The organism is Gilvirhabdus luticola, assembly GCF_040117515.1.
In the GTDB taxonomy this organism is placed as follows: Bacteria; Bacteroidota; Bacteroidia; order Flavobacteriales; family Flavobacteriaceae; genus Gilvirhabdus; species Gilvirhabdus luticola.
Genome location: NZ_JBEEEN010000004.1, coordinates 149,062 through 172,570 on the forward strand (window position 1 = coordinate 149,062; position 23,509 = coordinate 172,570).

The 23,509-nt window shown below is 33.3% G+C and carries 18 protein-coding genes and 1 pseudogene; 4 read left to right on the forward strand and 15 right to left on the reverse strand.

Annotation, left to right across the window (positions count from 1 at the left end; genetic code table 11):
* Position 1: 1 nt before the first annotated feature.
* From AAFP94_RS08910 to pabB, 7 genes are all read right to left on the reverse strand, one after another.
* The gene (locus AAFP94_RS08910; protein ID WP_316662255.1) at positions 2-1,333 is read right to left on the reverse strand and encodes an aminotransferase class III-fold pyridoxal phosphate-dependent enzyme; all 1,332 of its coding nucleotides are present in this window, start codon (positions 1,331-1,333) and stop codon (positions 2-4) included.
* A 16-nt stretch (positions 1,334-1,349) separates the two neighbouring features.
* Positions 1,350-2,816: a CoA-acylating methylmalonate-semialdehyde dehydrogenase gene (locus AAFP94_RS08915; protein WP_316662256.1), complete on the reverse strand. Its 1,467-nt coding sequence runs from the start codon at positions 2,814-2,816 to the stop codon at positions 1,350-1,352.
* A gap of 94 nt (positions 2,817-2,910) precedes the next feature.
* Entirely contained in the window at positions 2,911-4,533 is a 1,623-nt protein-coding gene (gene ade / locus AAFP94_RS08920; protein ID WP_316662257.1) for an adenine deaminase, read from the reverse strand.
* 69 nt (positions 4,534-4,602) lie between these two features.
* Entirely contained in the window at positions 4,603-6,612 is a 2,010-nt protein-coding gene (locus tag AAFP94_RS08925) for a protein-disulfide reductase DsbD family protein (RefSeq protein ID WP_316662258.1), read from the reverse strand.
* Positions 6,609-7,919: a tRNA lysidine(34) synthetase TilS gene (tilS, locus tag AAFP94_RS08930; RefSeq protein WP_316662261.1), complete on the reverse strand. Its 1,311-nt coding sequence runs from the start codon at positions 7,917-7,919 to the stop codon at positions 6,609-6,611. Before tilS ends, AAFP94_RS08925 begins: the two co-directional genes overlap by 4 nt.
* A gap of 8 nt (positions 7,920-7,927) precedes the next feature.
* A complete protein-coding gene (locus AAFP94_RS08935) occupies positions 7,928-8,746 on the reverse strand; it encodes an alpha/beta hydrolase (protein WP_316662263.1) in 819 nt (272 codons plus the stop codon).
* 2 nt (positions 8,747-8,748) lie between these two features.
* Positions 8,749-10,053 (reverse strand): aminodeoxychorismate synthase component I, encoded by a 1,305-nt coding sequence (pabB, locus tag AAFP94_RS08940; protein WP_316662389.1) that lies wholly within the window; start codon positions 10,051-10,053, stop codon positions 8,749-8,751.
* 132 nt (positions 10,054-10,185) lie between these two features.
* Between pabB and AAFP94_RS08945 the strand changes: the two genes are divergently transcribed.
* Positions 10,186-10,965, forward strand: a complete 780-nt coding sequence (locus tag AAFP94_RS08945; RefSeq protein ID WP_316662265.1) for a S1/P1 nuclease — start codon at positions 10,186-10,188, stop codon at positions 10,963-10,965.
* Here the strand turns inward: AAFP94_RS08945 and AAFP94_RS08950 are convergent.
* The 6 genes from AAFP94_RS08950 to AAFP94_RS08975 all read right to left on the reverse strand — a co-directional run bounded on the left by AAFP94_RS08950 (position 10,962) and on the right by AAFP94_RS08975 (position 16,353).
* Positions 10,962-11,339 carry a hypothetical protein gene (locus AAFP94_RS08950; protein ID WP_316662267.1) on the reverse strand — a complete coding sequence of 126 codons (378 nt, stop codon included), beginning with the start codon at positions 11,337-11,339 and terminating at the stop codon, positions 10,962-10,964. The two genes, AAFP94_RS08945 and AAFP94_RS08950, sit on opposite strands and share 4 nt — an antisense overlap.
* Before the next feature lie 80 nt (positions 11,340-11,419).
* Positions 11,420-12,991: a T9SS type A sorting domain-containing protein gene (locus AAFP94_RS08955; protein ID WP_316662269.1), complete on the reverse strand. Its 1,572-nt coding sequence runs from the start codon at positions 12,989-12,991 to the stop codon at positions 11,420-11,422.
* 213 nt (positions 12,992-13,204) lie between these two features.
* The gene (gene lpdA, locus AAFP94_RS08960; protein ID WP_316662270.1) at positions 13,205-14,605 is read right to left on the reverse strand and encodes a dihydrolipoyl dehydrogenase; all 1,401 of its coding nucleotides are present in this window, start codon (positions 14,603-14,605) and stop codon (positions 13,205-13,207) included.
* Between the two features lie 80 nt (positions 14,606-14,685).
* A complete protein-coding gene (locus AAFP94_RS08965; protein ID WP_316662271.1) occupies positions 14,686-15,189 on the reverse strand; it encodes a hypothetical protein in 504 nt (167 codons plus the stop codon).
* A 76-nt stretch (positions 15,190-15,265) separates the two neighbouring features.
* On the reverse strand, positions 15,266-15,895 hold the full coding sequence (locus AAFP94_RS08970) for a CPBP family intramembrane glutamic endopeptidase (RefSeq protein WP_316662272.1): 630 nt from the start codon (positions 15,893-15,895) through the stop codon (positions 15,266-15,268).
* The gene (locus tag AAFP94_RS08975) at positions 15,892-16,353 is read right to left on the reverse strand and encodes an Lrp/AsnC family transcriptional regulator (protein WP_316662274.1); all 462 of its coding nucleotides are present in this window, start codon (positions 16,351-16,353) and stop codon (positions 15,892-15,894) included. Before AAFP94_RS08975 ends, AAFP94_RS08970 begins: the two co-directional genes overlap by 4 nt.
* Positions 16,354-16,511: 158 nt before the next feature.
* Here AAFP94_RS08975 and AAFP94_RS08980 point away from each other — a divergent pair, with 158 nt between their 5' ends.
* A complete protein-coding gene (locus tag AAFP94_RS08980; RefSeq protein WP_316662276.1) occupies positions 16,512-17,732 on the forward strand; it encodes an aminotransferase class I/II-fold pyridoxal phosphate-dependent enzyme in 1,221 nt (406 codons plus the stop codon).
* A 14-nt stretch (positions 17,733-17,746) separates the two neighbouring features.
* Here the strand turns inward: AAFP94_RS08980 and AAFP94_RS08985 are convergent, their stop codons facing one another.
* Positions 17,747-18,772 (reverse strand): metal-dependent hydrolase, encoded by a 1,026-nt coding sequence (locus AAFP94_RS08985; protein WP_316662277.1) that lies wholly within the window; start codon positions 18,770-18,772, stop codon positions 17,747-17,749.
* An 82-nt stretch (positions 18,773-18,854) separates the two neighbouring features.
* On the opposite strand from AAFP94_RS08985, the gene nhaC reads away from it, so the two are divergent.
* On the forward strand, positions 18,855-20,324 hold the full coding sequence (nhaC, locus tag AAFP94_RS08990; protein ID WP_316662278.1) for a Na+/H+ antiporter NhaC: 1,470 nt from the start codon (positions 18,855-18,857) through the stop codon (positions 20,322-20,324).
* Positions 20,325-20,425: 101 nt separating this feature from the next.
* Positions 20,426-21,118, forward strand: a pseudogene (gene aqpZ / locus AAFP94_RS08995) (aquaporin Z); the annotation flags it as partial.
* Between the two features lie 70 nt (positions 21,119-21,188).
* Here the strand turns inward: aqpZ and katG are convergent.
* A complete protein-coding gene (gene katG / locus AAFP94_RS09000; RefSeq protein ID WP_316662279.1) occupies positions 21,189-23,351 on the reverse strand; it encodes a catalase/peroxidase HPI in 2,163 nt (720 codons plus the stop codon).
* Positions 23,352-23,509 lie beyond the last annotated feature (158 nt).

The following is a 23,509-nucleotide window of genomic DNA, read 5'->3' on the forward strand; positions in this document are numbered from 1 at the left end:
ATTAATTACAATATTTATCAGCAATTGAAATCGCTTCAGAAATAATTTTTAAACCTTCATCTACTTCAATTTTACTGATATTTAAAGGAGGCGCAACAAAAATCCAGTTCCATCGTACAAAAGTGAACATACCAAGTTCCCTGATTTTTGAGGCCATAAGGTTGGTTACTGTCATATCTTCAGTCTTTGCATTCCAAGGCGTGATAGGCTCTTTGGTTTTTCTGTCCTTCACCAACTCAATACAACCTAATAAACCTGTATTTCTAAAATCGCCAATAGACTTGTGTTTCTTTTTCAGTTTTTCAACTTCTTCTTCAATGTACAATCCCATTTCTGCAGCACGATCTACTAAATTCTCCTCTTCAATAATTTTTAAATTCTCTAATGCTGCAGCACATAGAGTTGGATGTGCAGAATACGTTAATCCAATTGTCATTGGATTGCTATTGAAATGTTCAGCAATTTTATCTGTGACCACAACACCACCAAGTGGTAAATAACCTGAAGTCAATCCTTTTGCTAAACACATAATATCTGGAGTAGTATCGTGATGATCTATTCCAAACATTTTTCCTGTACGCCCAAAACCACTCATAACTTCGTCATCTATCAAAAGAATTCCGTATTTATCACAAAGCTCACGAACATGCTTTAAATACATTGGTGGATACTTAATACAACCTGAAGAACCCGATTCACCTTCAAACAAAATAGCAGCAACACTATCTGGATTTTCAAATTGAATTACACGATCTAGATGATCCAATGCAAGCTTACCACATTCTTCAATAGAAGTTGAATTCCAAGGACAACGGTAAGCATAAGGGTTTTCTACATGCACAACATTAGGCATAGCCTGACTATCTACAGGAAACCGTCTTGGGTCTCCACTAGCTGTAATTGCTCCATAAGTAGCACCATGATAAGCTCTGTAATGCGTAATGATCTTATGTCGTCCAGTGTACATTCGTGCTAGCTTAATGGCATTTTCTATAGCTTCAGCTCCACCTAATGTAAAGAAGGTTTTGGTGAGATTCCCAGGCGTGATTTCAGCGAGCTTCTTACCAAGTCTGCCACGAACATCTGTTGCCATTCCTGGATAGACATAACTCACCTCTTTCATCTGTTTGGCAACAGCTTCAGTTATTCTCTGATTGCCATGGCCAATATTCACGTTCATTAATTGAGAAGAAAAATCAAGATAGCGTTTGCCATCTCTATCGTAAATATATGAGCCTTCTGAATAAGAAGCATTGATTGGGTTTAATCCTCCTTGTTTTGACCAAGAAAATAAAGTGTAATCGAGATTGTTTTGAATTATTTCGTCATTCATTGGGTGTAGAATTATATTAGCTCATCCAGTTGGTTTTGGCTTCTGGATTCCATTTGATAGTTGTTTTTTTATTTTGAGTCCAAAATTCAATTGAACTTCTACCTGTAATATCGCCAACTCCAAATTTGGATTCGTTCCATCCTCCAAATGAAAACGGTTCACGAGGTACAGGAACTCCAATATTTACCCCAATCATTCCTGCACTGGCTCTTTCTATGACTTGTTTTGCCAAACCACCACTTTGTGTAAAGACAGCTGCAGCATTACCATAATTAGAACCATTCTCTATTTCTATGGCTTCATCTAAATCTTTAGCACGAATAATTGAGATCACAGGACCAAAAATTTCTTCTCTGGCTACAGACATATCTGTTGTTACATAATCAATTATGGTAGGACCAACATAGTAACCTCCTTCTTTTCCTTTTACAGTTGTATTTCTTCCATCTAATAATATTTTTGCTCCGTTTCTTTCGGCCTCATCAATGTAACCTTCTATTCTTGTTTTAGCTTCGGCCGAAATTACAGAACCTAGATTTTGTCCTGGCACTATTTTTTTAGCCTCATCAATCATTCTATCAATGATATGCTGAACCTTATCTACTCCAACCATAACTGATGCCGCCATACAACGCTGACCAGCACAACCAGACATTGATGCCACCACATTAGAGGCTGTCATTTCTGGATTAGCATCTGGTAATACCAACAAATGATTTTTTGCTCCACCAAGCGCAACACAACGCTTCAAGGTTGAAGTTGCCCTTTTGTAAACAATTTTTGCCACTTTGGTAGAACCAACAAAAGAAACAGCTTCAATACTAGGATGATCGCAAATAGCTTCAACAACATCTTTACCGCCATTTACAATATTGAAAACTCCATCTGGAAGCCCAGCTTCTTTGAGCAATTCTGCCATTCTAACTGTACTTAATGGCACTAATTCTGAAGGTTTTAATATCATTGTATTTCCTAAAACCAATGCATTGGGAACTGTCCAATGCGGTACCATATTCGGAAAATTAAAAGGTGATATTGAAGCAACAACACCAAGTGGTTTTCTCTCTATTCTACATTCAACCCCTTTACTAACTTCCTGAACTTCGTTTACAATTATTTGTGGAATGGATACTGCAAACTCACAAAGCTCCATACTTTTTTCAACCTCTGCTCTGGCTTCACTATGAGTTTTTCCATTTTCAAGATGTACTAACTCTGTAAGTTCTTCTATATTTTTTTCAAGTAATGAACGATATCTGAAAAATATCTGAACACGTTCTTTAAACGTCATAGTAGACCATTCTGGAAAAGCTTTTTTAGCTGCTTTTACTGCACTGTCAACATCTTTAGCTGTAGATAAGGGTAAATTGGATATTACACTGCCATCTAACGGACTGATAACATCCATTAAATTTTGACTATTAATTTCAAATTTGCCGTCTATATAATTTTTTACATTGGAAAGTTTTATCATCTGATCCATAGGAATAATCAATTTATTTTAGACAAAAAAGAACACTCTTATATTTATCAGAAATACTGATAAATTCTAATCGCATTCTACTCAAATATATAAATTAATTAGCTTCTAATGAAGTAAACTTAAACGAACTTCCGTTGAATAAACCTTTGTCGCTTAACTTTAAAGAAGGAATAACAAGCAAAGCCATAAAAGAAAGTGTCATATATGGCGCATGAAGCTCACTTCCTAAAGCTTTTGCCGTTTTATCCAATTCTGCATATTGTGTGCCAATGGTTTCGCCATCTTTATCACTCATAATACCTGCAACTGGAAGGGAAACGACTTTTTCTGAAGTATCGGAAACTGCACAGATGCCGCCTTTATTTTTAATAAGTAGATTAACGGCTTTACAGATAGCTTCATCGGATACACCAACAGCAATGATGTTATGCGAATCGTGTCCGACTGATGATGCAATAGCACCTTCTTTTAATCCGAAATTATTGATAAATGCAATCGCTGGCTTTTGATCTTGATAACGATTGACTACCGTCATTTTTAGTATATCGTCGTCAATATTAGATACTAGGTTTCCATACTTAACTAATGCATCTTTAATAATTTCATTAGTCACAAGTTGACCTTCTAAGGCTTCAATAACACGAATTCTTGTTGCTGAAGATTCAAATCTAAAATCTGAAACTTCTTTTTTATTGCAATTGAAATTATTTAAAACTTCAAAATCTACAGAATCAATTTTTGAGACTCCATTATTGTAAACCAATTTGCCATTAATATAGGTTTGAAGTGTTTTAAAATCTTTTAAATCTTCTACTATAATACAATCTGCAAAATCACCAACCTGCAATAAACCAACATCTAGATTATAATGCTTAACAGGATTGATACAAGCTGCTTGGAGTACTTTGAATACATCAACATCTTTAGTAACTGCTCTAGCACACAAACGGTTTATATGATCTATCATTAAATCGTCTGGGTGTTTATCGTCGCTGCAAAACATCATGTTTTCAAAATGTTCTGGAAGTAAATCGATTAATGCTTCAAAATTCTTGGCTGCGGAACCTTCTCTAATGATAATCTTCATACCTTTTTGAAGTTTCTCCAAAGCTTCATCATAAGTGAAGCATTCGTGATCTGTTGAAATTCCAGCATTGATGTATTTGGTAACATCATCACCACGTAATCCCGGAGCATGACCATCAACAGGTTTGTTAAAATGTTTTGCCCAAGCTATTTTTTTTAGGACCTCATCGTCATCAAATAAGACACCAGGATAATTCATCATTTCTGCGAGATACTTAATATCTGGATTTTTAAGAAGTTGTTTAATATCGTTTGAATCTATGACTGCTCCAGCAGATTCAAAATTGGTAGCAGGTACGCATGATGGAGCTCCAAAATTGAATTTAAAAGGAACTTTCTTTCCGTTTTTAATCATAAACTCTATGCCTTCAATACCAAGTACATTGGCAATTTCGTGAGGATCTGAAACTGTTCCTACTGTGCCATGTTTGACTGCAAGACGAGCAAACTCACTGGGTACCAACATGGAACTTTCAATATGAATATGAGCATCAACAAAACCAGGAAGAATGTAATTATTTACACCATGCTGTTTTTCTGAAATAGATGTAATTCTGCCTTTTTCAATAGTCAATTCGCCTTTAAAAATGCGTTTATTAAGTATATCAACTATTTGGCCTTGTAGTGTCACTAATAAATATTAAGTAATCAAATATAATAGATTACAGATCAAATTTAGAATGATAGAATATATAAATTGCTATTCAGAAGTGATATTGAAAATATTTTTGCTTCGGTTTTGAAAATTTTCTAAACCAGCCTTTAACCAGTCAAAATATTCTGATGCATTTGGTGTATATGCAGTTGTATGGTTGAGCATATTCATTTTATGGTCTAAAAGCACATAGAATGGTTGTGAATTGTTCTTGAAATTTATAGTTTGTAAAGTTGCCCATTTATCACCAATAGTTTCAATATCTTTTATAGTTCCGTTTGGTTTGAGATATAGAAATTGATCAGCTTCTGAAAGTTCTCTTCTGTCATCAACATAAAGCGAAATAATAATAAATTCTTCGTTCAGCAAATTAAAGACATTGGCTTTACTCCAAACATGTTCTTCCATTTTTCGACAATTTACACATGCCCAACCTGTAAAATCAAGCATAATGGGCTTATCTTCCAATTTTGCTGCCGCAAGACCTTCATTTAAATCTTTATAACAGTTTAAATCTAAAGGACATTCTGAATTCTTATCATATAAACTATATGGTAAAGGTGGTGGAAAACCACTCAACAGCTTCAAATTTGCTGCCTTAGTATTGGTTAAACCAGGAATTAAATACACAACAAAAGCCAGTATTAAAACGGCAAATGAAATTCTGCCAAAGCTTAACTTTTTTATAGGGCCGTCATGTGGAAATTTTATTTTGCCCAATAAATACAGTACCAATCCCAATCCTATGAAAATCCAAAGGCCTATAAAAACTTCGCGCTTTAAAAGTCCCCAATGTTCAACCAAATCTGCATTGGATAAAAATTTAAGTGCCAAAGCCAACTCAATAAACCCTAAAACTACTTTTACTGTATTTAACCAGCCACCCGATTTTGGTAAAGAATTTAACCATTTAGGGAACATGGCAAATAAGCTAAAAGGTAATGCCAATGCCAGACCAAAACCACTCATACCCAATGTTAGTTGAGTTGCACCTCCATCTGAAGACAACGAACTACCCAACAATGTGCCTAATATTGGACCAGTACAAGAAAAAGAAACTATTGCCAAAGTCAATGCCATGAAAAATATTCCAATAATACCTCCTATTCTGTTTGCCTTACTATCTAATGCATTACTCCAAGAAGCTGGAAGTGTTAATTCGAAATAACCGAAAAACGAAAATGCAAACACTAAAAAGATGAAAAAGAACAAAATATTTAAGGTGACATTAGTTGAGATGTTATTGAGAATTTCAGGATCTAATGAATCCAAAACATGAAAAGGGATACTTAAAACAACATAGATTAATAAAATGAATAAGCCATATAAAATTGAATTGGCCATTCCTTTTTGTGTATTATCTGCACTTTTGGTGAAAAAGGAAACCGTTAAAGGAATCATTGGAAAAACACATGGAGTTAGCAAAGCAATCAAACCACCCAAAAACCCAAGAATAAAAATGGTTAAATTACTCTTTTCTGATACTTCTTGTGTTTCATAGTTCTCCGCACCTATTATATTTAAATTTAGTTGTTCTGAAAGTTCTTTACTCCTATCATCAACGGAGGCTACAGTCGTATTCTTAACATCTTCACCTGTTAAAGAAGTTACAAATTCGTGTGTGGTAGGTGCCAAACAACGCTCATCATCACAGACCATAAAAAAAACCTCGGATGAAATTTCTGTAAAATCTGGATTGAGTAATTTTATTTTTTGCTTAAAAACTGCCTTATTCTCAAAATATTTAATTTCCATTGCAAACACTTCATCAAAGTAAGGCTTGACGTCTGGCTCTTTGGTTTTGCCAACAAGTTTGTAATTTCCTTCTTGATTGTGATAGGTGAATTCTGTAGGCAAAGGACCATCATCTCCTTCTATAACTTGCGAGTACACATGCCAATTTGGCTCTATTTCCGCTATAAATATGAGTGTGTATTCTGTATCAGAAACTTTTTCAACGGAAGATGACCATTCTACAGGATCAAAAATCTGTGCATTTAAACTTGCAGTTAAAAGGAGAAATATCGTAAAAATTGGAGCTAAATATCTATTCATTGCAATGTAATCTTAACAATTTTTTCTGTGGCTTCAGTTATTTTAAATCGATTATCCAAACGCTTATTAATTATCCAAACAATGTCATTTTCAGAACACAATAACCATGTGTTTTCTTTTTCAAGTAATGATAATTTTTCGTCTTTAAAATATTTACTCAACTTCTTTTTCCCATGCATTCCGAAAGGGTAAAAATAGTCGCCTTTTTCCCATTGTCTTACGTAAAGCGGAAATTTTAACAAATCTTTATCAACATAAATCGACGATATGCCTGTTTCTTCAATTTGCTTAACTAATTCAAGATTTAATCTTCCAATGGGTATTTCTATGTGTTGGGATACTTCAGAAATACTTATCACGTTGTAATTATCTGAATGTTTTTTAGAAAGAATCAACTTTTCTCTATCTTTTAATAATCGATGCGAATCTGATGTAATAAATTTTCCAGATTGAGCTTTTAATAAATTTAAAACATCATCCCATTCGTTGAAATTGTAGTCTTTTAAAAGTTCATAGAGATATGCTTTAGGGTTGTTTAATTTTTGAATTTCTGCAATATTATAATGAATTTCAGATTTTGAAATATGTTTTACTACATCATCTGAAACAGCTTCTATTCTATCCTCTACAATCTCATTAACATCTTTTAAATGCTGTAACGTATTGTTAAAACTCTGGAGTAATTGTGAATTAATTTCTTTTAAATTCGGAATTACTTCATGTCGGAGTTTGTTACGAACGTATTTGGTTGATGCATTACTACTATCCTCACGCCAATTTAAATTATTGTCTTTTGCATAAGCTTCAATATGTTCTCGTGAAAACTTTAGTAATGGTCTTACTATTTTGTCATTGATTTCTGGGATTCCCGTTAATCCATCTAATCCAGTTCCTCTAGTTAAATTGATTAAGAACGTCTCCAAGTTATCATCTGCATGATGAGCGGTCAAAATATAATCAAAGTTTAATTGTTCAGCTAACTCAACAAACCAATGATAACGCAACTCTCGCGCTGCCATTTGGATTGAAAGCTTTTTTTCATTAGCATAATCTTCTGTACTGAAATTTTGGATAAAAACTTCTAGATTTAGATTTTCGGCCAGTTTTAATATAAAATCTTCATCTGCATCACTTTCTTTTCCACGCAAATTAAAATTGCAATGTGCCAGCGAAATATTAAAATTAGTCTTTGCACAAAGATGCGTTAGGACAACACTATCGATACCTCCAGAAATAGCAATTAGCAATTTGCTTTCTTTTAAAAAGTCAAGTTTAAGATTTATATGTTCTTGAAAGTTTTTAAGCATAGTGCAATTTACACTTTGTTTAACCAATTTAAAACCGTTTCTATAAACTCATCTCGGCATAAATCATGGTGCAACTCGTGATAACCATCTTTAAATAGCTTTAAACTAGCATTACCTGTTTTTGCACTAAAAATTTCAGAACCTTTATGACTTGTAATTCTATCTCCAGTACCATGTAGAATTAACATTGGCACATCAAGTTTATTGGCGTTTTCAATAGCCCATTCTCCAGCTTCAATGACTGGAAAAGCAAACATTGCACTTATTTTATCATGCACTAAAGCATCATTTTTATATTTTTCAATTTCATTTATATCCCTAGAAATTGCTTCAACTTCCAACTCACTTGGCAATGTAAGAGAAGGCCAAATTTTAAGCAAAAGCTCGCCTAAAGTTACTTTCCATTTTGGAGGTTCGAAGGCTAATCTTAAAAACGGACTTGTTGCTATAACACCAATTACATTATGGTTTTGTCTCAATACATAATTAATTACCAGATTTCCGCCCATACTATGTCCATAAAGAACTATAGGTTTGTTAGGAAATAGTTTCTTTGCCTTTTCTATTACAAATTCAACTGACTCTAGAAGTGCTTTATAACTTGGACAATGACCACGTTTTCCTCTTGTTCTACCATGACCAAACTGATCGAACGCTATAACTGCAATTTTATTTTTTATTAAATGCTTAATCACCGATTCTTCAAATCTGGAAGCGTATTCTACCATACCATGAACCAGAACAATAACTTTTTTAGTAATTTCTGGTTGCCAATATTGACCAAAAAGATCGGTATCATAAAGCTTAAATATAAATGTATCTTGCATAATTAATTTTCTAAAACAGTTCGCATTGCTTTCGCTTTTACCAAGCATTCTTCATACTCTTTTAATGGGTCGCTTTTTGCAGTAATTGCTCCACCAACAGTATAGGAAACATACTGATTTGTTTTGTTATATAAAATGCTCCTTATCACCACATTAAAATCAAAATCACCTTTTGGCGAAAAATAACCAATTGCTCCAGAATATACGCCTCTTTTGGTTTCCTCGAGGTTTTCAATGATTTTCATTGCAGAAATTTTTGGAGCTCCTGTCATACTTCCCATTGGGAAAGTTGCCTTCAATATATCTATTGGGTTTACTTCATATTTAATCTCTGCAACAATAGTAGATATCATTTGATGGACCTGCTTAAAGGAATACACTTTACAAAGCTCCTCAACTCTAACAGTACCTTTATTGGCCAATTTAGACAAATCGTTACGAACCAGGTCCACTATCATGATATTCTCACTTTTCTCCTTTTCATCGGCTTGTAAGGATTGTTTTAAATGTTCATCTTCAGTGACACTTTCTGAACGCTTTGCAGTACCTTTAATAGGTTGGGAAATAACTTTATTTTCTTCTTTTTTAAGGTACCGTTCCAATGAAGCCGATAAAACATATTTGTCATGACATTTTAAAAACGTTGCAAATGGAGGATTAGAAATTGAATTTAGCTTTTGATAGGTTTCAAAAGGATTAATACTGGTATCTTCTGCATAGAATTCCTGGCAAAAATTCGCTTCATAGATATCTCCTCGATGTATATGAGATTGCATTTTTTCTATTTTCTCAAAGTATTCATCTTTATGAATTCGTAGTTTAATTTTTATTGGATTGTTTATAACCTTTCGACTGCGCTCAAAGAGACAATTCTTTATTTTATGAACATTTTTTAAATCTTCTTCTAATTCATCTTCAACTGTATTTACATATAAAGTTTCAATAACATTTTCCTTTAATAAAAACAGTTTTTTCGGTTGAAAAAAATACAAATCAGGAAATTGAAGTCCATCAAAGTTATTGGATTGCAAATCTTCAACATCGTTCTTTAAATCATAGGATAAGTAACCAAAAATCCAATCTTTTGTAGTATTCTGATACTCTTTTAAATCATCAAAAGCCTTATAAAAGTCACTTTGAATGCTCGTAAACGCATCAACTGCTAGTACGGCATCGTAATTTGAAAATTTTTGGTTGAAGTTGTTGGAATCTAACCAAACCACATCATCAAATTGTTGACTCCAAAACAACAATTGTTTTTTGAATAGTTCAACGTTTTTAATATTATGTTTATTACTAGTTCGCAATGGGAAAATAAAACACAAATAACCGAATTAAACATAGCATAAGCAAGTGAATTAATTTATGTCTTTATTAACGCAGTATTTTTATATTTAACAAGTATAATTTATACCTTAGCATACAAATTATGGACTAATATGAATAAAAAAATAATTCTTCTTGTAACGATATTCCTTTTTAATCTTCATAACATACATGCAGAAGATGATTGGAGTTCAACCGGACATCGGGTTGTAGGTGAAATTGCAGATCAATATTTAAAAGGAAAAACTAAACGACAAATTAAACGCTTGCTAAAAAATAAATCTTTAGCTTTTGTATCAACCTTTGCAGACGAAATAAAATCTGACAGACGCTATAACGAATTTTACACTTGGCATTATATAAATATGCCTTTAGAGTCTAATTATGAAGATTCTGAAAAAAATCCAAATGGCGATTTAGTAACTGGTATTAAATATTGTAAAAAAATAATTAAAGATAAAAATTCGAGTGACGACGATAAGGCCTTTTATTTAAAACTATTGATTCATTTAATTGGCGATTTACACCAACCGATGCACATAGGATTGGTCGAAGATAAAGGAGGTAACGACTTTAAACTACAATGGTTTTATGAAGACACCAATTTACATTCGGTTTGGGATAGAAAAATGATAGATAGCTTTGGTATGAGTTATAATGAGTTAGCCGAAAATGCTGATGTGTTAAGTAAAGTACAGATAAAGGCAATACAGCAAGGCTCTGTAATAGATTGGGTAAACGAAACACATAAAATCACAAAAAAAGTATACGCTTCTGTAGAACCAGATGAAAATTTAAGGTATCGCTACTCCTATCTGCATTTTGATACTGTTAGGTCACAATTACAAATAGCTGGTATAAGACTGGCTAAAGTATTGAATGATTTGTTTTAATAAAACTTATCATACATAACTATAGCGTTATTATAGCTTGTATGTTTCATAATATCATTCGTGCTACTTGATACTTTCATTACAGAGATATTATGTCTTAAATCCAACCTTTTAAGATCATTTCCTCTGCAATTTAAATAAATGAGTGATGAAAATTCTTCTATTCCTGTTAAGTCCCTAATACCCTGATTTGATACATCAAGTGAAATAACAGATTGCACATCAGATTTTAAAACCAAACCATTTACTTCTTCATCACTATCAATACCCAAATCGATAAGTGCTTTTTCAAAATTCTCATCAGGGATTCTCACATTTTGAGAAAGGCATATATTGCCAATAAAGACAAATATCAGTAATAATACATATTTCATAATTGTTGAGTGTTAGTTAGACACCCTTAATATACAAAATATGTTAATAGAACGTTAAATTATGAAGTTTATTTTTTCAACTAGTTCTTAACCAACTTTTTAGAGAAGCTACCTAAATCATTTTTAAAATTCAATAAATATATACCATTCGAGACAGTTGAAACATCCAATGTATTCAAACCTTGTTTAAATGTACCTTCTAATATCTGTTGCCCTTGAAGACTAATAAGCTTGTAATCTGCATCAATCATCATGTTAATTTCAAAAACATCTTTTGTTGGGTTTGGATAAATTGATATACTAGACAAGTTAAATTTATCTGTACTTAATGGCGGACACGTAACCATATAATCGGTCCAGTTATCTATCGTCCAACCTCCATAAGTCTCCGCTAATGCTGGATTATCTACTTCAATACATGCAAGTAAAGGGCTTTGTTGGGAATTCATAGTAGGCATATTGTGATTGTTACCATTCTTTAAGTTTAGGCTTGTTAAATTATCACTTTGATTACACCAGAAATATAATAAGTTGTCCAACATACTTACATCTATGCTTGTAAAATTTCCATTTGCAATGTCCAGTGTTAAAAGCCCAGTATTGCTTGTAAAATCTAAATCAGACAAACCAGTCGAATACGCCCAAAGTGTTTCTAGAGCTGTTGTTGGTGGAAGCATTAAATTAGTTAGCGAATAACAATAATAAACATCAAGATAATTAAGGTTCATTAAACTACTGGCATCTAAAGTACTTATATCTGTAGTATCACAATCTACATAAGTAAGTGAATTGGTAGGTGGTAAAAGAAGGGTAGTCATATTAGGATTATTAAAACATCGCAAATTTTGTAAACCTGTTAATCCACTTGCGTCTAATGAAGGTAAATCATTAGCTTGACATCTTAAATTAGTAAGAGTAACCGTTGTTGGCAAAGAAAGTGATGTCATATCATTTAAGTAGCAATAAAGCGTTTGTAATAAAACGTTTTGCTCAACATCTAGCACATCAATATTATTATCTTGGCACCACAAACGCCAAAGAGCCAAGTTATTGCTCACATCTAAAGTCATTAAATTATTATTGTAACAATCTAAAATTTCTAAATTAGGGTTTTGGCTTACATCTAATGAATTTAAACCGTTATTTTGGCAATACAAATACTGTAAGTTTGGACTATCTGAAACATCTAAACTCCCAAGAGTTGGATTATTATAGGATCTTAAAAACGTTAGATTGCTATAAGGAGTTAAATCTATGCTAGTTAGAAAATTGTTGTAAAATTCTAGCTGTTCTAAAGTGTTTGAATTAGGCAATAATAAACTTGTAAGTGAATTATAATAACAGTAAACATGAGTAAGATTAGTATTACTTCTTAAATCCAACATAACAATATTATTATTATCACAACTTAAAGTTTGTAAAGAAGTAAAAGCTTCTATTCCAGATAAATTAGTAATTCCTAATCCGCCTACATCTAAAGAAGTAACTATACTAGCATCTGAATTTAAGATATTTCCATTCAAACCATTTGTGTCAATTGTTAGATCAATTAAAGCTTGTTCAAAAATCGGATCTGAAATAGGCGTAGTTTGTGAATACAAAATATTTAAGCTAAAAGCTAATAGTAAAATAAAAAGTAATTTTGTTTTCATTGATTGATTATTTAAGATTTAAAAAACAACACAACACAAGACGATCATCACATAAAATTGTGTGAACATGGAAACTTTTGGGACTGCAAATATGTGCTACAAAACTGTCAGTTCTTGTAAGAGAAAACCTAAAGTAATAAATATTAAGGTTTTATGCAAAAAAAAGCGAAACGATTGGTTCGCTTTTTTTTTAATTTTCTTTAAACTTCTTAATTATACATGCAATGCTCTATCTTCTGTTGCTGCCAATGCAGCTTCTTTAATAGCTTCTGTAAAGGTTGGATGAGCATGAGACATACGTGATACATCTTCTGCAGATGCCCTGTATTCCATTGCTACTACAGCTTCAGCAATCATATCGGCTGCACGAGCTCCTATCATATGTACGCCAAGTATTTCATCTGTTGTTTTATCGGCTAGGATTTTTACAAAACCATCCAAATCCATACTGGCTCTGCTTCTTCCTAATGCACGCATCGGGAATTGTCCAGTTTTATACTCTACTCCTGCTTCTTTTAATTCTTCTTCTGTTTTACCAACAGCAGCAACTTCAGGCCATGTGTAAACTACGCCTGGAATTAAATTATAATCTATATGCGGTTTTTGTCCAGCTAAAGTTTCGGCAACAAAAACACCTTCTTCTTCGGCTTTATGTGCTAACATTGCACCTTTTACAACATCACCTATTGCATAAATATTTGAAGCACTTGTTTGCAAATGTTCGTTTACTTCTACTTGTTCTTTGTCATTTAATTTAACTCCTGCGGCTTCAGCATTTAAACCATATGTATATGGACGACGACCAACTGAAACCAAGCAATAATCACCTTTAAACTCTACTTCTTCGCCTTTTTTGTTATCTGCTTTAACAATAACCTCATCACCTTTTCGCTCTACAGATTTTACTTTATGAGACGCGTTTATTGAGAATTTTTGCTTCTTTAAAACTTTGTTCAGCTCTTTAGATAAGCCTGAATCCATAGTTGGTATAATCCTATCCATAAACTCTACCACGGTAACATCGGCTCCTAAACGCTTGTAGACTTGTCCTAATTCTAAACCTATAACACCACCACCAATAACTATTAAATGTTTTGGTATTTCTTTAAGTTTTAGAGCTTCTGTAGACGTGATGACTCGCTCTTTATCCAACTTAATAAACGGTAAATTCGATGGTTTACTTCCTGTTGCTATAATGGTGTTTTTTGCTTCTATTTCTTCTTCCTTTTCACCTTTAATTACAATGTGAGTAGCATCTTTAAAAGAGCCTAATCCATGATAAACATCAATCTTATTTTTTTTCATCAAGAAATCAATACCTCCTGTAGTTTGATCTACAACTGCCTGTTTTCTAGCGATCATTTTTTCCAAATTCACTTTAATGTCACCTGGAATTTCAATACCATGTTCTTCGAAATGCTTTACAGCATCTTCGTAATGATGTGAAGAATCTAAAAGTGCTTTACTTGGAATACAGCCAACATTTAAACAAGTACCTCCTAGTGTTGCATATTTTTCAATAATTGCGGTTTTCATTCCTAGTTGGGCGCATCGAATAGCTGCCACATAACCTCCAGGTCCAGAGCCAATAATGGCTACATCGTATGAATTCATATAAGATTTTTTTGTAGTTCTTTTAAAATCGAACACAAAAATACAAATGTTTTATGGGAAGGCAATAAAAAAATGACGACTTAATATAACGCAATTTTTGATTCCTTTAAGCCAAGAGTTAATAAATATTCCTTGACTTCTAGTGACTCGTTTCCTCCTCTTTCGGCATGATGTAATAATGTAAAACCATGTGGTCCTTTTGAGTGAAGAATACTCGGCGAAAAATCTAACATAGGTTTAATAATGTCCATTCTTCCAAATAAAGCGGCAGTAAAAATATTAGCCTGTGCGCCTTGGTCTAAAAAGTACTGCACAAGTTCTTTGTTTCCAACATGACTTGCTGCACCCAGTCCAGTTTCAAAATCTCCATGTTTCCAGTCATGTGCTGCATTTAACAGTGTTGGATGTTCTGCTAATAATTCCTTGACGCGATCTGGATTACTATGGGATTTACCAACAAACTCTTGAACCAGTGCTTTATCCAATTGAGGATCTTCTTGAATTTTGTTAAAAGAATATAGCGGAACTGTTGGTATTAATAAAGAACCGATACCAATTGTTTTGATAAACTGATTACGTTTCATAATGGATTAATTTTGAAAAAAGGTAAAGCGCAAATTTGAAATAACCTTATGGTTTAACATTGCTTTATGTTAAACTTTATGATGGAAAACCAAGCATGTCGCCCATACCAACAGTAAACAACCAACAGCCGTATATGACATGCTCTATAGACACCAATAAAGTTGATTTTGATTGATTATAGGTTAAAGCAAAAAGCAATCCTCCAATAAAAGTAAGAATAATGACCAATGTGTTTTTAAAGAATATATGACCTAATGAAAAAACAATGGCATTAATAAATATGAACAGGTTTGAGCTAGAAAATAATTTTTGATAACGTTCAAAAAAGAAGGTTCTATAAATAAGTTCTTGAGGGTAAACAGAAAGAAAAGTATAAATAAAAAGAATGATTATCCATAATTTGGGCTTATTGACAACAACTGAAAAAAGATTTGACCTATCAAAAAACAACACATATAAAAAGGTTAATACGGCTATACCAATAAACTTGAACAATGTCGTTTTCCAAAATTGCTTCCAATTTAAATTTGGATTAATTTTGAATGCTTTTTTCTCTATCCTTAATAGAACAAAAACGATATATATAAAACCTACCAATCCAATACCAACTTTTATTTTCCAATCAAAATTAAGGGCAAAGCTTGCAGGCACTATGACAAAAGCAATAAAAAACTCGATCAATTTATAGGAGACAGATTTCATCATTCAATAGTAATTCCTGTTGTATGTTTTACTTCATTTATTACAAACATACTATGTGTACTTCCAATATGGTCAATATTCGTTAATTTTTTTACCATGAATTCTCTAAAGGCTTCCATATCTGTAACCAAAACTTTCAGCAAATAATCATAATCTCCACTAATATGATAACATTCTAAAACTTCATCTAGTTTGGCAACTTCCCTTTCAAATTTCATGACGTAGTCTTGTGAATGTTGCACCAGCTTAATATGGCAAAAGACCACAAATGATTTATTAATCTTTTCTTTTTTAACCAATGCCACATAGCGATCAATCACCGCTTCACGTTCTAATTTCCTTATGCGTTCATAAACTGCCGTTACAGACAGATTCAATTTATTTGAAAGCTCTTTATTGGTTTGCTTACAGTCCTGTTGAAGTAATTCTAGTAATTTTTTATCGGTTGTATCAAAAGCCATAATGAAAAATATTCTGAAACATTAAATATATTTTAATATATAAAATAAATATAACTATAATATTATAAAATAATAGATTTATTTTCTAAATAATTAATTATCTATTGATTTATTGTCTAAATATATCGTATTTTGTAATATCAAATAAATCTCAAACTATGGCTTTTAAACCAGCAAACAACATTCAAGACTTACAATATTTTGGAGAATTTGGCGGCGTAAATCCTTCCATTTCAGATTCATCAACCTATACCTTTCTTTCGGCAAAAACTATGTTTGACACTTTTGAAGGCAATGCAGATGGTTGTTATTTGTATTCACGTCACTCGTCACCTTCAAACCTATATTTAGGTGAAGCTTTAGCCGCAATGGAAGGCACAGAAACAGCAAATGTAACTGCTTCTGGTATGGGAGCAATCACAGCCGTTTTACTACAGCTTTGCGGTGCTGGAGATCATGTGATTTCTAGTCGAACAATTTACGGAGGCACATACGCCTTCTTGAAAAATTTCACGCCAAGGTTTAATATCGAAACCTCATTTGTAGATATTACAAATTTAGATCTCGTTGAAACTTCAATTACCAAAAACACAAAAGTAATTTTTTGTGAATCTGTTAGCAATCCGCTTTTAGAAGTTGCAGATATTAAAGGCCTGACCAGAATAGCAAAAGAACATAATCTCAAACTTGTGGTAGATAATACCTTTTCTCCTTTGAGTATATCTCCTGCAAAATTGGGAGCAGACATTGTAGTACATAGCCTTACAAAATTTATTAATGGAGCTTCAGATACCGTTGCTGGTGTAATATGTGGTACACAAGAATTTATAAATGATCTACGAAATGTAAACGATGGTGCTTGTATGTTATTAGGCTCCACAATGGATAGTTTTCGTTCTGCTTCAGTATTGAAAAACTTAAGAACATTGCATGTAAGAATGCAGCAACATAGCAAAAATGCCTTATATCTGGCAGTAAAATTTGAAGCTGATGGATTGAAAACAGTTTATCCTGGTTTAAAATCTCATCCTTCACACCAACTTTTTAAAAGTATGATGAACCACCAATATGGCTTTGGAGGCATGCTAACTATTGACGTTGGCTCAATTGAAAAAGCAAACCAATTGATGGAACTCATGCAAAATGAAAACCTAGGCTATTTAGCTGTAAGTTTAGGTTTTTATAAAACCTTATTTTCAGCACCAGGCACATCAACGTCTTCCGAAATTCCTGAAGAAGAACAAGAGCAAATGGGATTGAGTGATGGGTTAATTCGTTTTTCTGTTGGTTTGGATGCCGATATAGAGCGTACCTACCAAATGATGTGCAGATGCATGGAAAAACTTAATGTTTTTGAAAAAGAAGTTCCGTCAATTTAAGTTTGAAGAAATATTTAATCTTTTCCTTTTAATCTTTCCCATAATGAAGAAAGTACTTTTGAAGGATCTTCTTCATTGCGTTCAAAAGGTTTCATATTCAACCTATCTCCTTCTTCATAAAGCATAAAGCTAAAGACCGAAGAGTTTGGATTATTGGAGTCAGCTAATGGATAACGTAAATCGTTATATCTATACAAATTATCTCCAATTTTATAAACACTAAAATAATTATTGCTAAACCAAGACAATCTTTGAATATCCTCAAACTCATTTTCATTCAAATCACTCACTTTAGGAATTTCAAACCAATCTGAAAAATAAGCGCTATTATCTAATAAAGAATAATATGCTATATGATAATTGTCTGCACCTTCAGCAATACCATACCACAACACATTATTAAAAATTGTTGGTTGTGCATAAAATCTTTGATATTCAATATGTTTAGTTTTTAAAGATCTTTTAAAAACCGAATCTATATACAACTTATTTCCTAATGTAAACATCATATATGCTGAACTTATGCCCAACCCTAAATTTAAGCATAGTTTTCTATTTTTTGAATTTCGTTTAAAAAACATCATGACGATTAAGCACAACAAAAAAGGAATTGTGTAGACTGGATCAACTACTGCAATGTTATTCAAGGCGACTCTATAATTGGTAAAAGGCGAAAATAGTTGTGTACCATAAGGTGTAAAACAATCGAGAATAGGGTGTGTAAACAATGATAAAAAGAAAAGCCAAATCCAATCTTTTAAGGTTGTTGTATTTTTCCTTTTTCCTGAATTATACAATCTGAACACAATCCAACCAAACAAAAAGGCTCCCAATACTGAAAAGAGAATAGAGTGCATAAAGCCTCTGTGGAATAGCATAATATCTATTTCATTATTGTACAACCAACTTCCAACGAAGACATCTAAATCTGGAATGGTGCCACCTATTGCACCAAAAAGCATAGCTTTATTACCAATTTTTTTTCCTAAAGCGGCTTCGCCACATGCGGCTCCCAACACGATTTGAGTAATAGAATCCATAAAAGGTTTGTTAGACTACATAGTTCTTTCGATTTGCAAAGGTCTATACAAAATTGTAACATTACAACTCAATTAACACAATATGCAAGACGAAAATAACATTTCTGAATTTAAAGCTGGAGAACAACACATTATTGAAAATAAGGAACTTAATATTTTTGAAGCATTAATTCCAGTTGTCATTCTAATGGCTATGTTGGCCTATAATATCTTTTTTGTTGAAGGACAAGAATGGTTTGGTGCTTACACAAACCAAATTATCTTATTACTTGGTGGAGTTATTGCCGCAATGGTTGGTATCTTAAATAAAGTAAGGCTTTACAGAATGTTTACCGAAATACTAGAAAATTTAAAAAGTGTTTTTATTCCTATTATGATACTTTTTTTAGTTGGAGCTTTAGCTGGAACATGGCTGGTAAGTGGTGTTATTCCAGCCATGGTATATTATGGTTTAAAAGTTTTAAGTCCAGAAATATTCCTACCTGCTTCTGTGATTATTTGTTCATTAATTTCTATTGCTACTGGTAGTTCTTGGACAACTTCTGCAACCGTTGGTATAGCCTTAATAGGTATTGGTAGTGCACTTGGTATTAATGCAGGAATGATTGCAGGTGCCGTAATTTCTGGTGCTTATTTTGGTGATAAAATGTCGCCTTTAAGCGATACCACAAACCTTGCACCTGCTATGGCCGGAACAGATTTGTTTACACATATTAGATATATGTCAATGACAACTGTACCAACATATATTGTAACACTTATTATATTCTCAATTATAAGTTTTACTATTAATACTTCTGGTGATGCCGATGTTTCAAATTTAATGTATTCTATCAAACATACTTTTCATATTTCACCTTGGTTATTTATTGTGCCTTTAGCAGTAATTGCTCTGATACTTTTAAAGACAAAACCTCTTATAGCTTTAGGAACTGGTGTCATACTTGCTGCAGTTTTCGCATTTATTTTACAGTCAGATGTTCTGATGCATTTAGGACCATCAAAATTAAGTTCTGTTGTTCAATCTGTTTTCACTGACACTCAAATTTCTACTGATAATGAAAAATTGAATGATCTTTTTTCATCTGGTGGAATGCAAGGCATGCTTTGGACCATTTTCTTAATCATCTGTGCTATGGTCTTTGGTGGTGTTATGGATGCCATTGGCGCTTTAGCAAGAATTACAAAAGAGTTGCTTTCTGTAGCGTCAAGCATCTTTGGATTGTTTGCTAGTACAGTAATAAGTTGTTTAGGTTTAAATACTATTGCATCAGATCAATATTTAGCTATTGTTATACCAGGAAAGATGTTTAAAAAAGCATTTGAAGACAAAGGACTTGCTCCAGAAAACTTAAGTAGAACACTTGAAGATTCTGGTACTGTAACATCTGTGTTAATTCCATGGAATACATGTGGAGCTTATCAAGCTGGTGTTCTGGGCGTTGATACTCTGCATTACGCTGGGTACGCTTTTTTTAATTTCTTAAGTCCTTTTACCACACTATTATTTGCCGCATTCAGAATAAAGATTAGGTTATTAGCAAAAAAATAGTTTTTACAGATCTATTTAGTTTTTTCAAAAAAAGATTATCTTAGTTAAAGTTCTCATTAAGAATAATATAGCTTAACAATTTAAAAAATCTAACTAAACAAAAAATTATGAAAAAACTTGTAGCGGAATTTATCGGAACTTTATGGTTAGTTCTTGGAGGATGCGGAAGTGCTGTTTTAGCAGCGGCTTACCCAGAATTAGGAATCGGATTTGTAGGTGTTGCCATCGCTTTTGGTCTTACCGTATTAACTATGGCTTATGCCATTGGGCATATTTCTGGATGTCACCTTAATCCAGCTGTATCCATCGGACTTTGGATTGGAGGTCGGTTTGACAAAAAAGAACTTATACCATATATTATAGCTCAAGTACTTGGTGGTATTGCTGGAGCTAGTATTTTATACCTTATTGCCACTGGAAAATCTGGATTTCAAGTTGGTGGTTTTGCAGCCAATGGTTATGGTGAGCACTCACCGGACGGATATAGTATGTTGTCTGCATTGGTTACAGAAGTGGTTATGACTTTTATGTTTTTAATTATCATATTAGGCGCTACACATTCAAAAGCACCGAAAGGGTTTGCTGGTATAGGCATTGGATTAGGCTTAACTTTAATTCATTTAATCAGTATTCCTGTTACAAATACATCGGTAAACCCTGCTCGTAGTACGAGTCAAGCTATTTTTGCTGGTGGTTGGGCAGTCGAACAATTATGGCTTTTCTGGTTAGCTCCAATTGTTGGTGCCATTTTAGCTGGTATTATTTATAAAATGATGTCACCTGAAAGTGATTAGAAAATTATATACTTCAATAAAAAAAGCGCATATTAAATGCGCTTTTTTTTATTCCATATTTAAATAAAAATTAATCCAAATCAAACCGATCTGCATTCATCACTTTTACCCAAGCACTTACAAAGTCTTTAACAAACTTTTCCTTACTATCATCTTGAGCATAAACTTCGGCGTAAGCTCTTAAAATAGAATTCGAACCAAATACCAAATCAATTCTAGTAGCAGTCCATTTAGTTTGACCTGTTTTGCGATCACAAATTTCATAAATGCCATTTATTGGCTTCCAATAGTTAGACATATCTGTTAGGTTTACAAAGAAATCATTGGTAAGAGCACCTTCCCTATCCGTAAATACGCCATGCTTTGTTCCTCCATAATTAGCTCCCATGACACGCATACCTCCAACCAAAACTGTCATTTCTGGTGCGGTCAATCCCATTAATTGTGTACGATCTAGCATCAACTCTTCTGGACTAACCACATAATCTTTCTTTAACCAGTTTCTATAACCATCAGCAAGTGGTTCTAATGGTTCAAAAGATTCTGCATCTGTCATTTCATCAATAGCATCTCCACGTCCAGGTGCAAAAGGTACAGTAACATTCATTCCTGCATTTTTAATAGCTTTTTCAACACCCACATTTCCTGCTAATACGATAGTATCTGCAACACTAATTCCAAATTCAGCAGCAATAGGCTCAAGTACAGATAGTAGTTTTGACAATCTTTCTGGTTCATTACCTTCCCAATTTTTTTGTGGCACAAGTCTTATTCTCGCGCCATTAGCTCCTCCTCTATAGTCTGAACCTCTAAAGGTACGAGCACTATCCCAAGCTGTTGAAACCATATCTGCAATGGAAAGACCTGAAGCTTTAATCTTTTCTTTAACCGCTTCAACATCATAATCCTTCTTCCCTTTTGGGACACTGTCTTGCCAAATCAAGTCTTCTTGAGGTACATCAGGACCAAAGTAGCGATCTTTTGGGCCCATATCACGATGTGTTAACTTAAACCAAGCACGTGCAAATGCATCTGAAAAGGCTTCAAAATCATCTTTAAACTTTAGAGATATTTCTTTATAAATCGGATCCATTTTCATAGCCATATCAGCATCTGTCATGATAGGCTTTTTTCGCGTGACCATATCTTCAACATCTACTGGCATATCTTCTTCTTTAATGTTTACTGGTTCCCATTGCCAAGCTCCTGCTGGACTTTTTCTGGATTCCCATTCATGATTAAATAGCATCTCAAAATAACCATTATCCCATTGTGTTGGGTAGGTAGTCCATGCTCCCTCCAAACCACTAGTAACAGAGTCTCTGCCTTTTCCAGAACCATTGGGGTTTATCCAACCAAATCCTTGATGTTCAACTGAAGCGCCTTCTGGTTCAGGACCCAAAGCACCAGCATCTCCATTTCCATGAGCTTTTCCTACTGTATGACCTCCTGCCGTTAAAGCAACGGTCTCTTCATCATTCATAGCCATTCGCTTAAAAGTTTCTCGTACTTGAGCGCCTGTTTTGATAGGATCAGGATTTCCATTAACACCTTCTGGATTAACATAAATTAACCCCATTTGTACAGCTGCTAATGGATTTTCCATAGTTGCTGGATTATCAACATTTTCATAGCGTTCATCACTTGGAGCTAACCATTCTTTTTCAGCTCCCCAATAAATATCTTTTTCTGGATGCCATATATCTTCTCTACCAAATGCAAAGCCAAAGGTTTTGAATCCCATACTTTCATAAGCCATATTTCCAGCAAGTACCATAAGATCAGCCCAACTTACTTTATTACCATATTTTTTTTTGATAGGCCAAAGCAATCTCCTAGCTTTATCCAAATTTCCATTGTCTGGCCATGAGTTTAATGGAGCAAACCGTTGATTCCCTGTACTGCCGCCTCCGCGACCGTCTGAAATTCTATAAGTCCCAGCTACGTGCCAAGCCATACGAATCATTAAACCACCATAGTGACCCCAATCTGCTGGCCACCAATCTTGGCTATCTGTCATTAAATCATGAAGATCTTTTTTCAAGGCTTCAACATCTAATTTTTTTAATTCTTCTCGATAGTTGAATTTTTCTCCTAAAGGATTTGTTTTAGTGTCATGTTGGTGTAAAATGTCCAGATTTAATGCATTTGGCCACCAATCCATAACTGACTTTTCAGTAGCTGTATTTGCACCATGCATAAAAGGACATTTTCCATTTGTTGAACTGTTCATACTGTTAAATATTTAGTTTTATTTTTTAAATTACGAATTGTATAAAAATAATAATTACTTACTCAAAATGCATTATAAAAATATTTTAATATTTTATATCAAAATTGATAAAATTTATGAGGACTAACGACTAATTAATTGTTAATTTTACATTTACA

Bases quoted from the DNA above. Each gene is read 5' to 3' on its own strand.
- AAFP94_RS08910 (WP_316662255.1), bottom strand. From the start codon at position 1,333: ATGAATGACGAAATAATTCAAAACAATCTCGATTACACTTTATTTTCT.
- AAFP94_RS08915 (WP_316662256.1), bottom strand. From the start codon at position 2,816: ATGGATCAGATGATAAAACTTTCCAATGTAAAAAATTATATAGACGGC.
- AAFP94_RS08925 (WP_316662258.1), bottom strand. From the start codon at position 6,612: ATGAATAGATATTTAGCTCCAATTTTTACGATATTTCTCCTTTTAACT.
- tilS (WP_316662261.1), bottom strand. From the start codon at position 7,919: ATGCTTAAAAACTTTCAAGAACATATAAATCTTAAACTTGACTTTTTA.
- AAFP94_RS08935 (WP_316662263.1), bottom strand. From the start codon at position 8,746: ATGCAAGATACATTTATATTTAAGCTTTATGATACCGATCTTTTTGGT.
- AAFP94_RS08945 (WP_316662265.1), top strand. From the start codon at position 10,186: ATGAATAAAAAAATAATTCTTCTTGTAACGATATTCCTTTTTAATCTT.
- AAFP94_RS08950 (WP_316662267.1), bottom strand. From the start codon at position 11,339: ATGAAATATGTATTATTACTGATATTTGTCTTTATTGGCAATATATGC.
- AAFP94_RS08955 (WP_316662269.1), bottom strand. From the start codon at position 12,991: ATGAAAACAAAATTACTTTTTATTTTACTATTAGCTTTTAGCTTAAAT.
- lpdA (WP_316662270.1), bottom strand. From the start codon at position 14,605: ATGAATTCATACGATGTAGCCATTATTGGCTCTGGACCTGGAGGTTAT.
- AAFP94_RS08965 (WP_316662271.1), bottom strand. From the start codon at position 15,189: ATGAAACGTAATCAGTTTATCAAAACAATTGGTATCGGTTCTTTATTA.
- AAFP94_RS08970 (WP_316662272.1), bottom strand. From the start codon at position 15,895: ATGATGAAATCTGTCTCCTATAAATTGATCGAGTTTTTTATTGCTTTT.
- AAFP94_RS08975 (WP_316662274.1), bottom strand. From the start codon at position 16,353: ATGGCTTTTGATACAACCGATAAAAAATTACTAGAATTACTTCAACAG.
- AAFP94_RS08980 (WP_316662276.1), top strand. From the start codon at position 16,512: ATGGCTTTTAAACCAGCAAACAACATTCAAGACTTACAATATTTTGGA.
- AAFP94_RS08985 (WP_316662277.1), bottom strand. From the start codon at position 18,772: ATGGATTCTATTACTCAAATCGTGTTGGGAGCCGCATGTGGCGAAGCC.
- nhaC (WP_316662278.1), top strand. From the start codon at position 18,855: ATGCAAGACGAAAATAACATTTCTGAATTTAAAGCTGGAGAACAACAC.
- katG (WP_316662279.1), bottom strand. From the start codon at position 23,351: ATGAACAGTTCAACAAATGGAAAATGTCCTTTTATGCATGGTGCAAAT.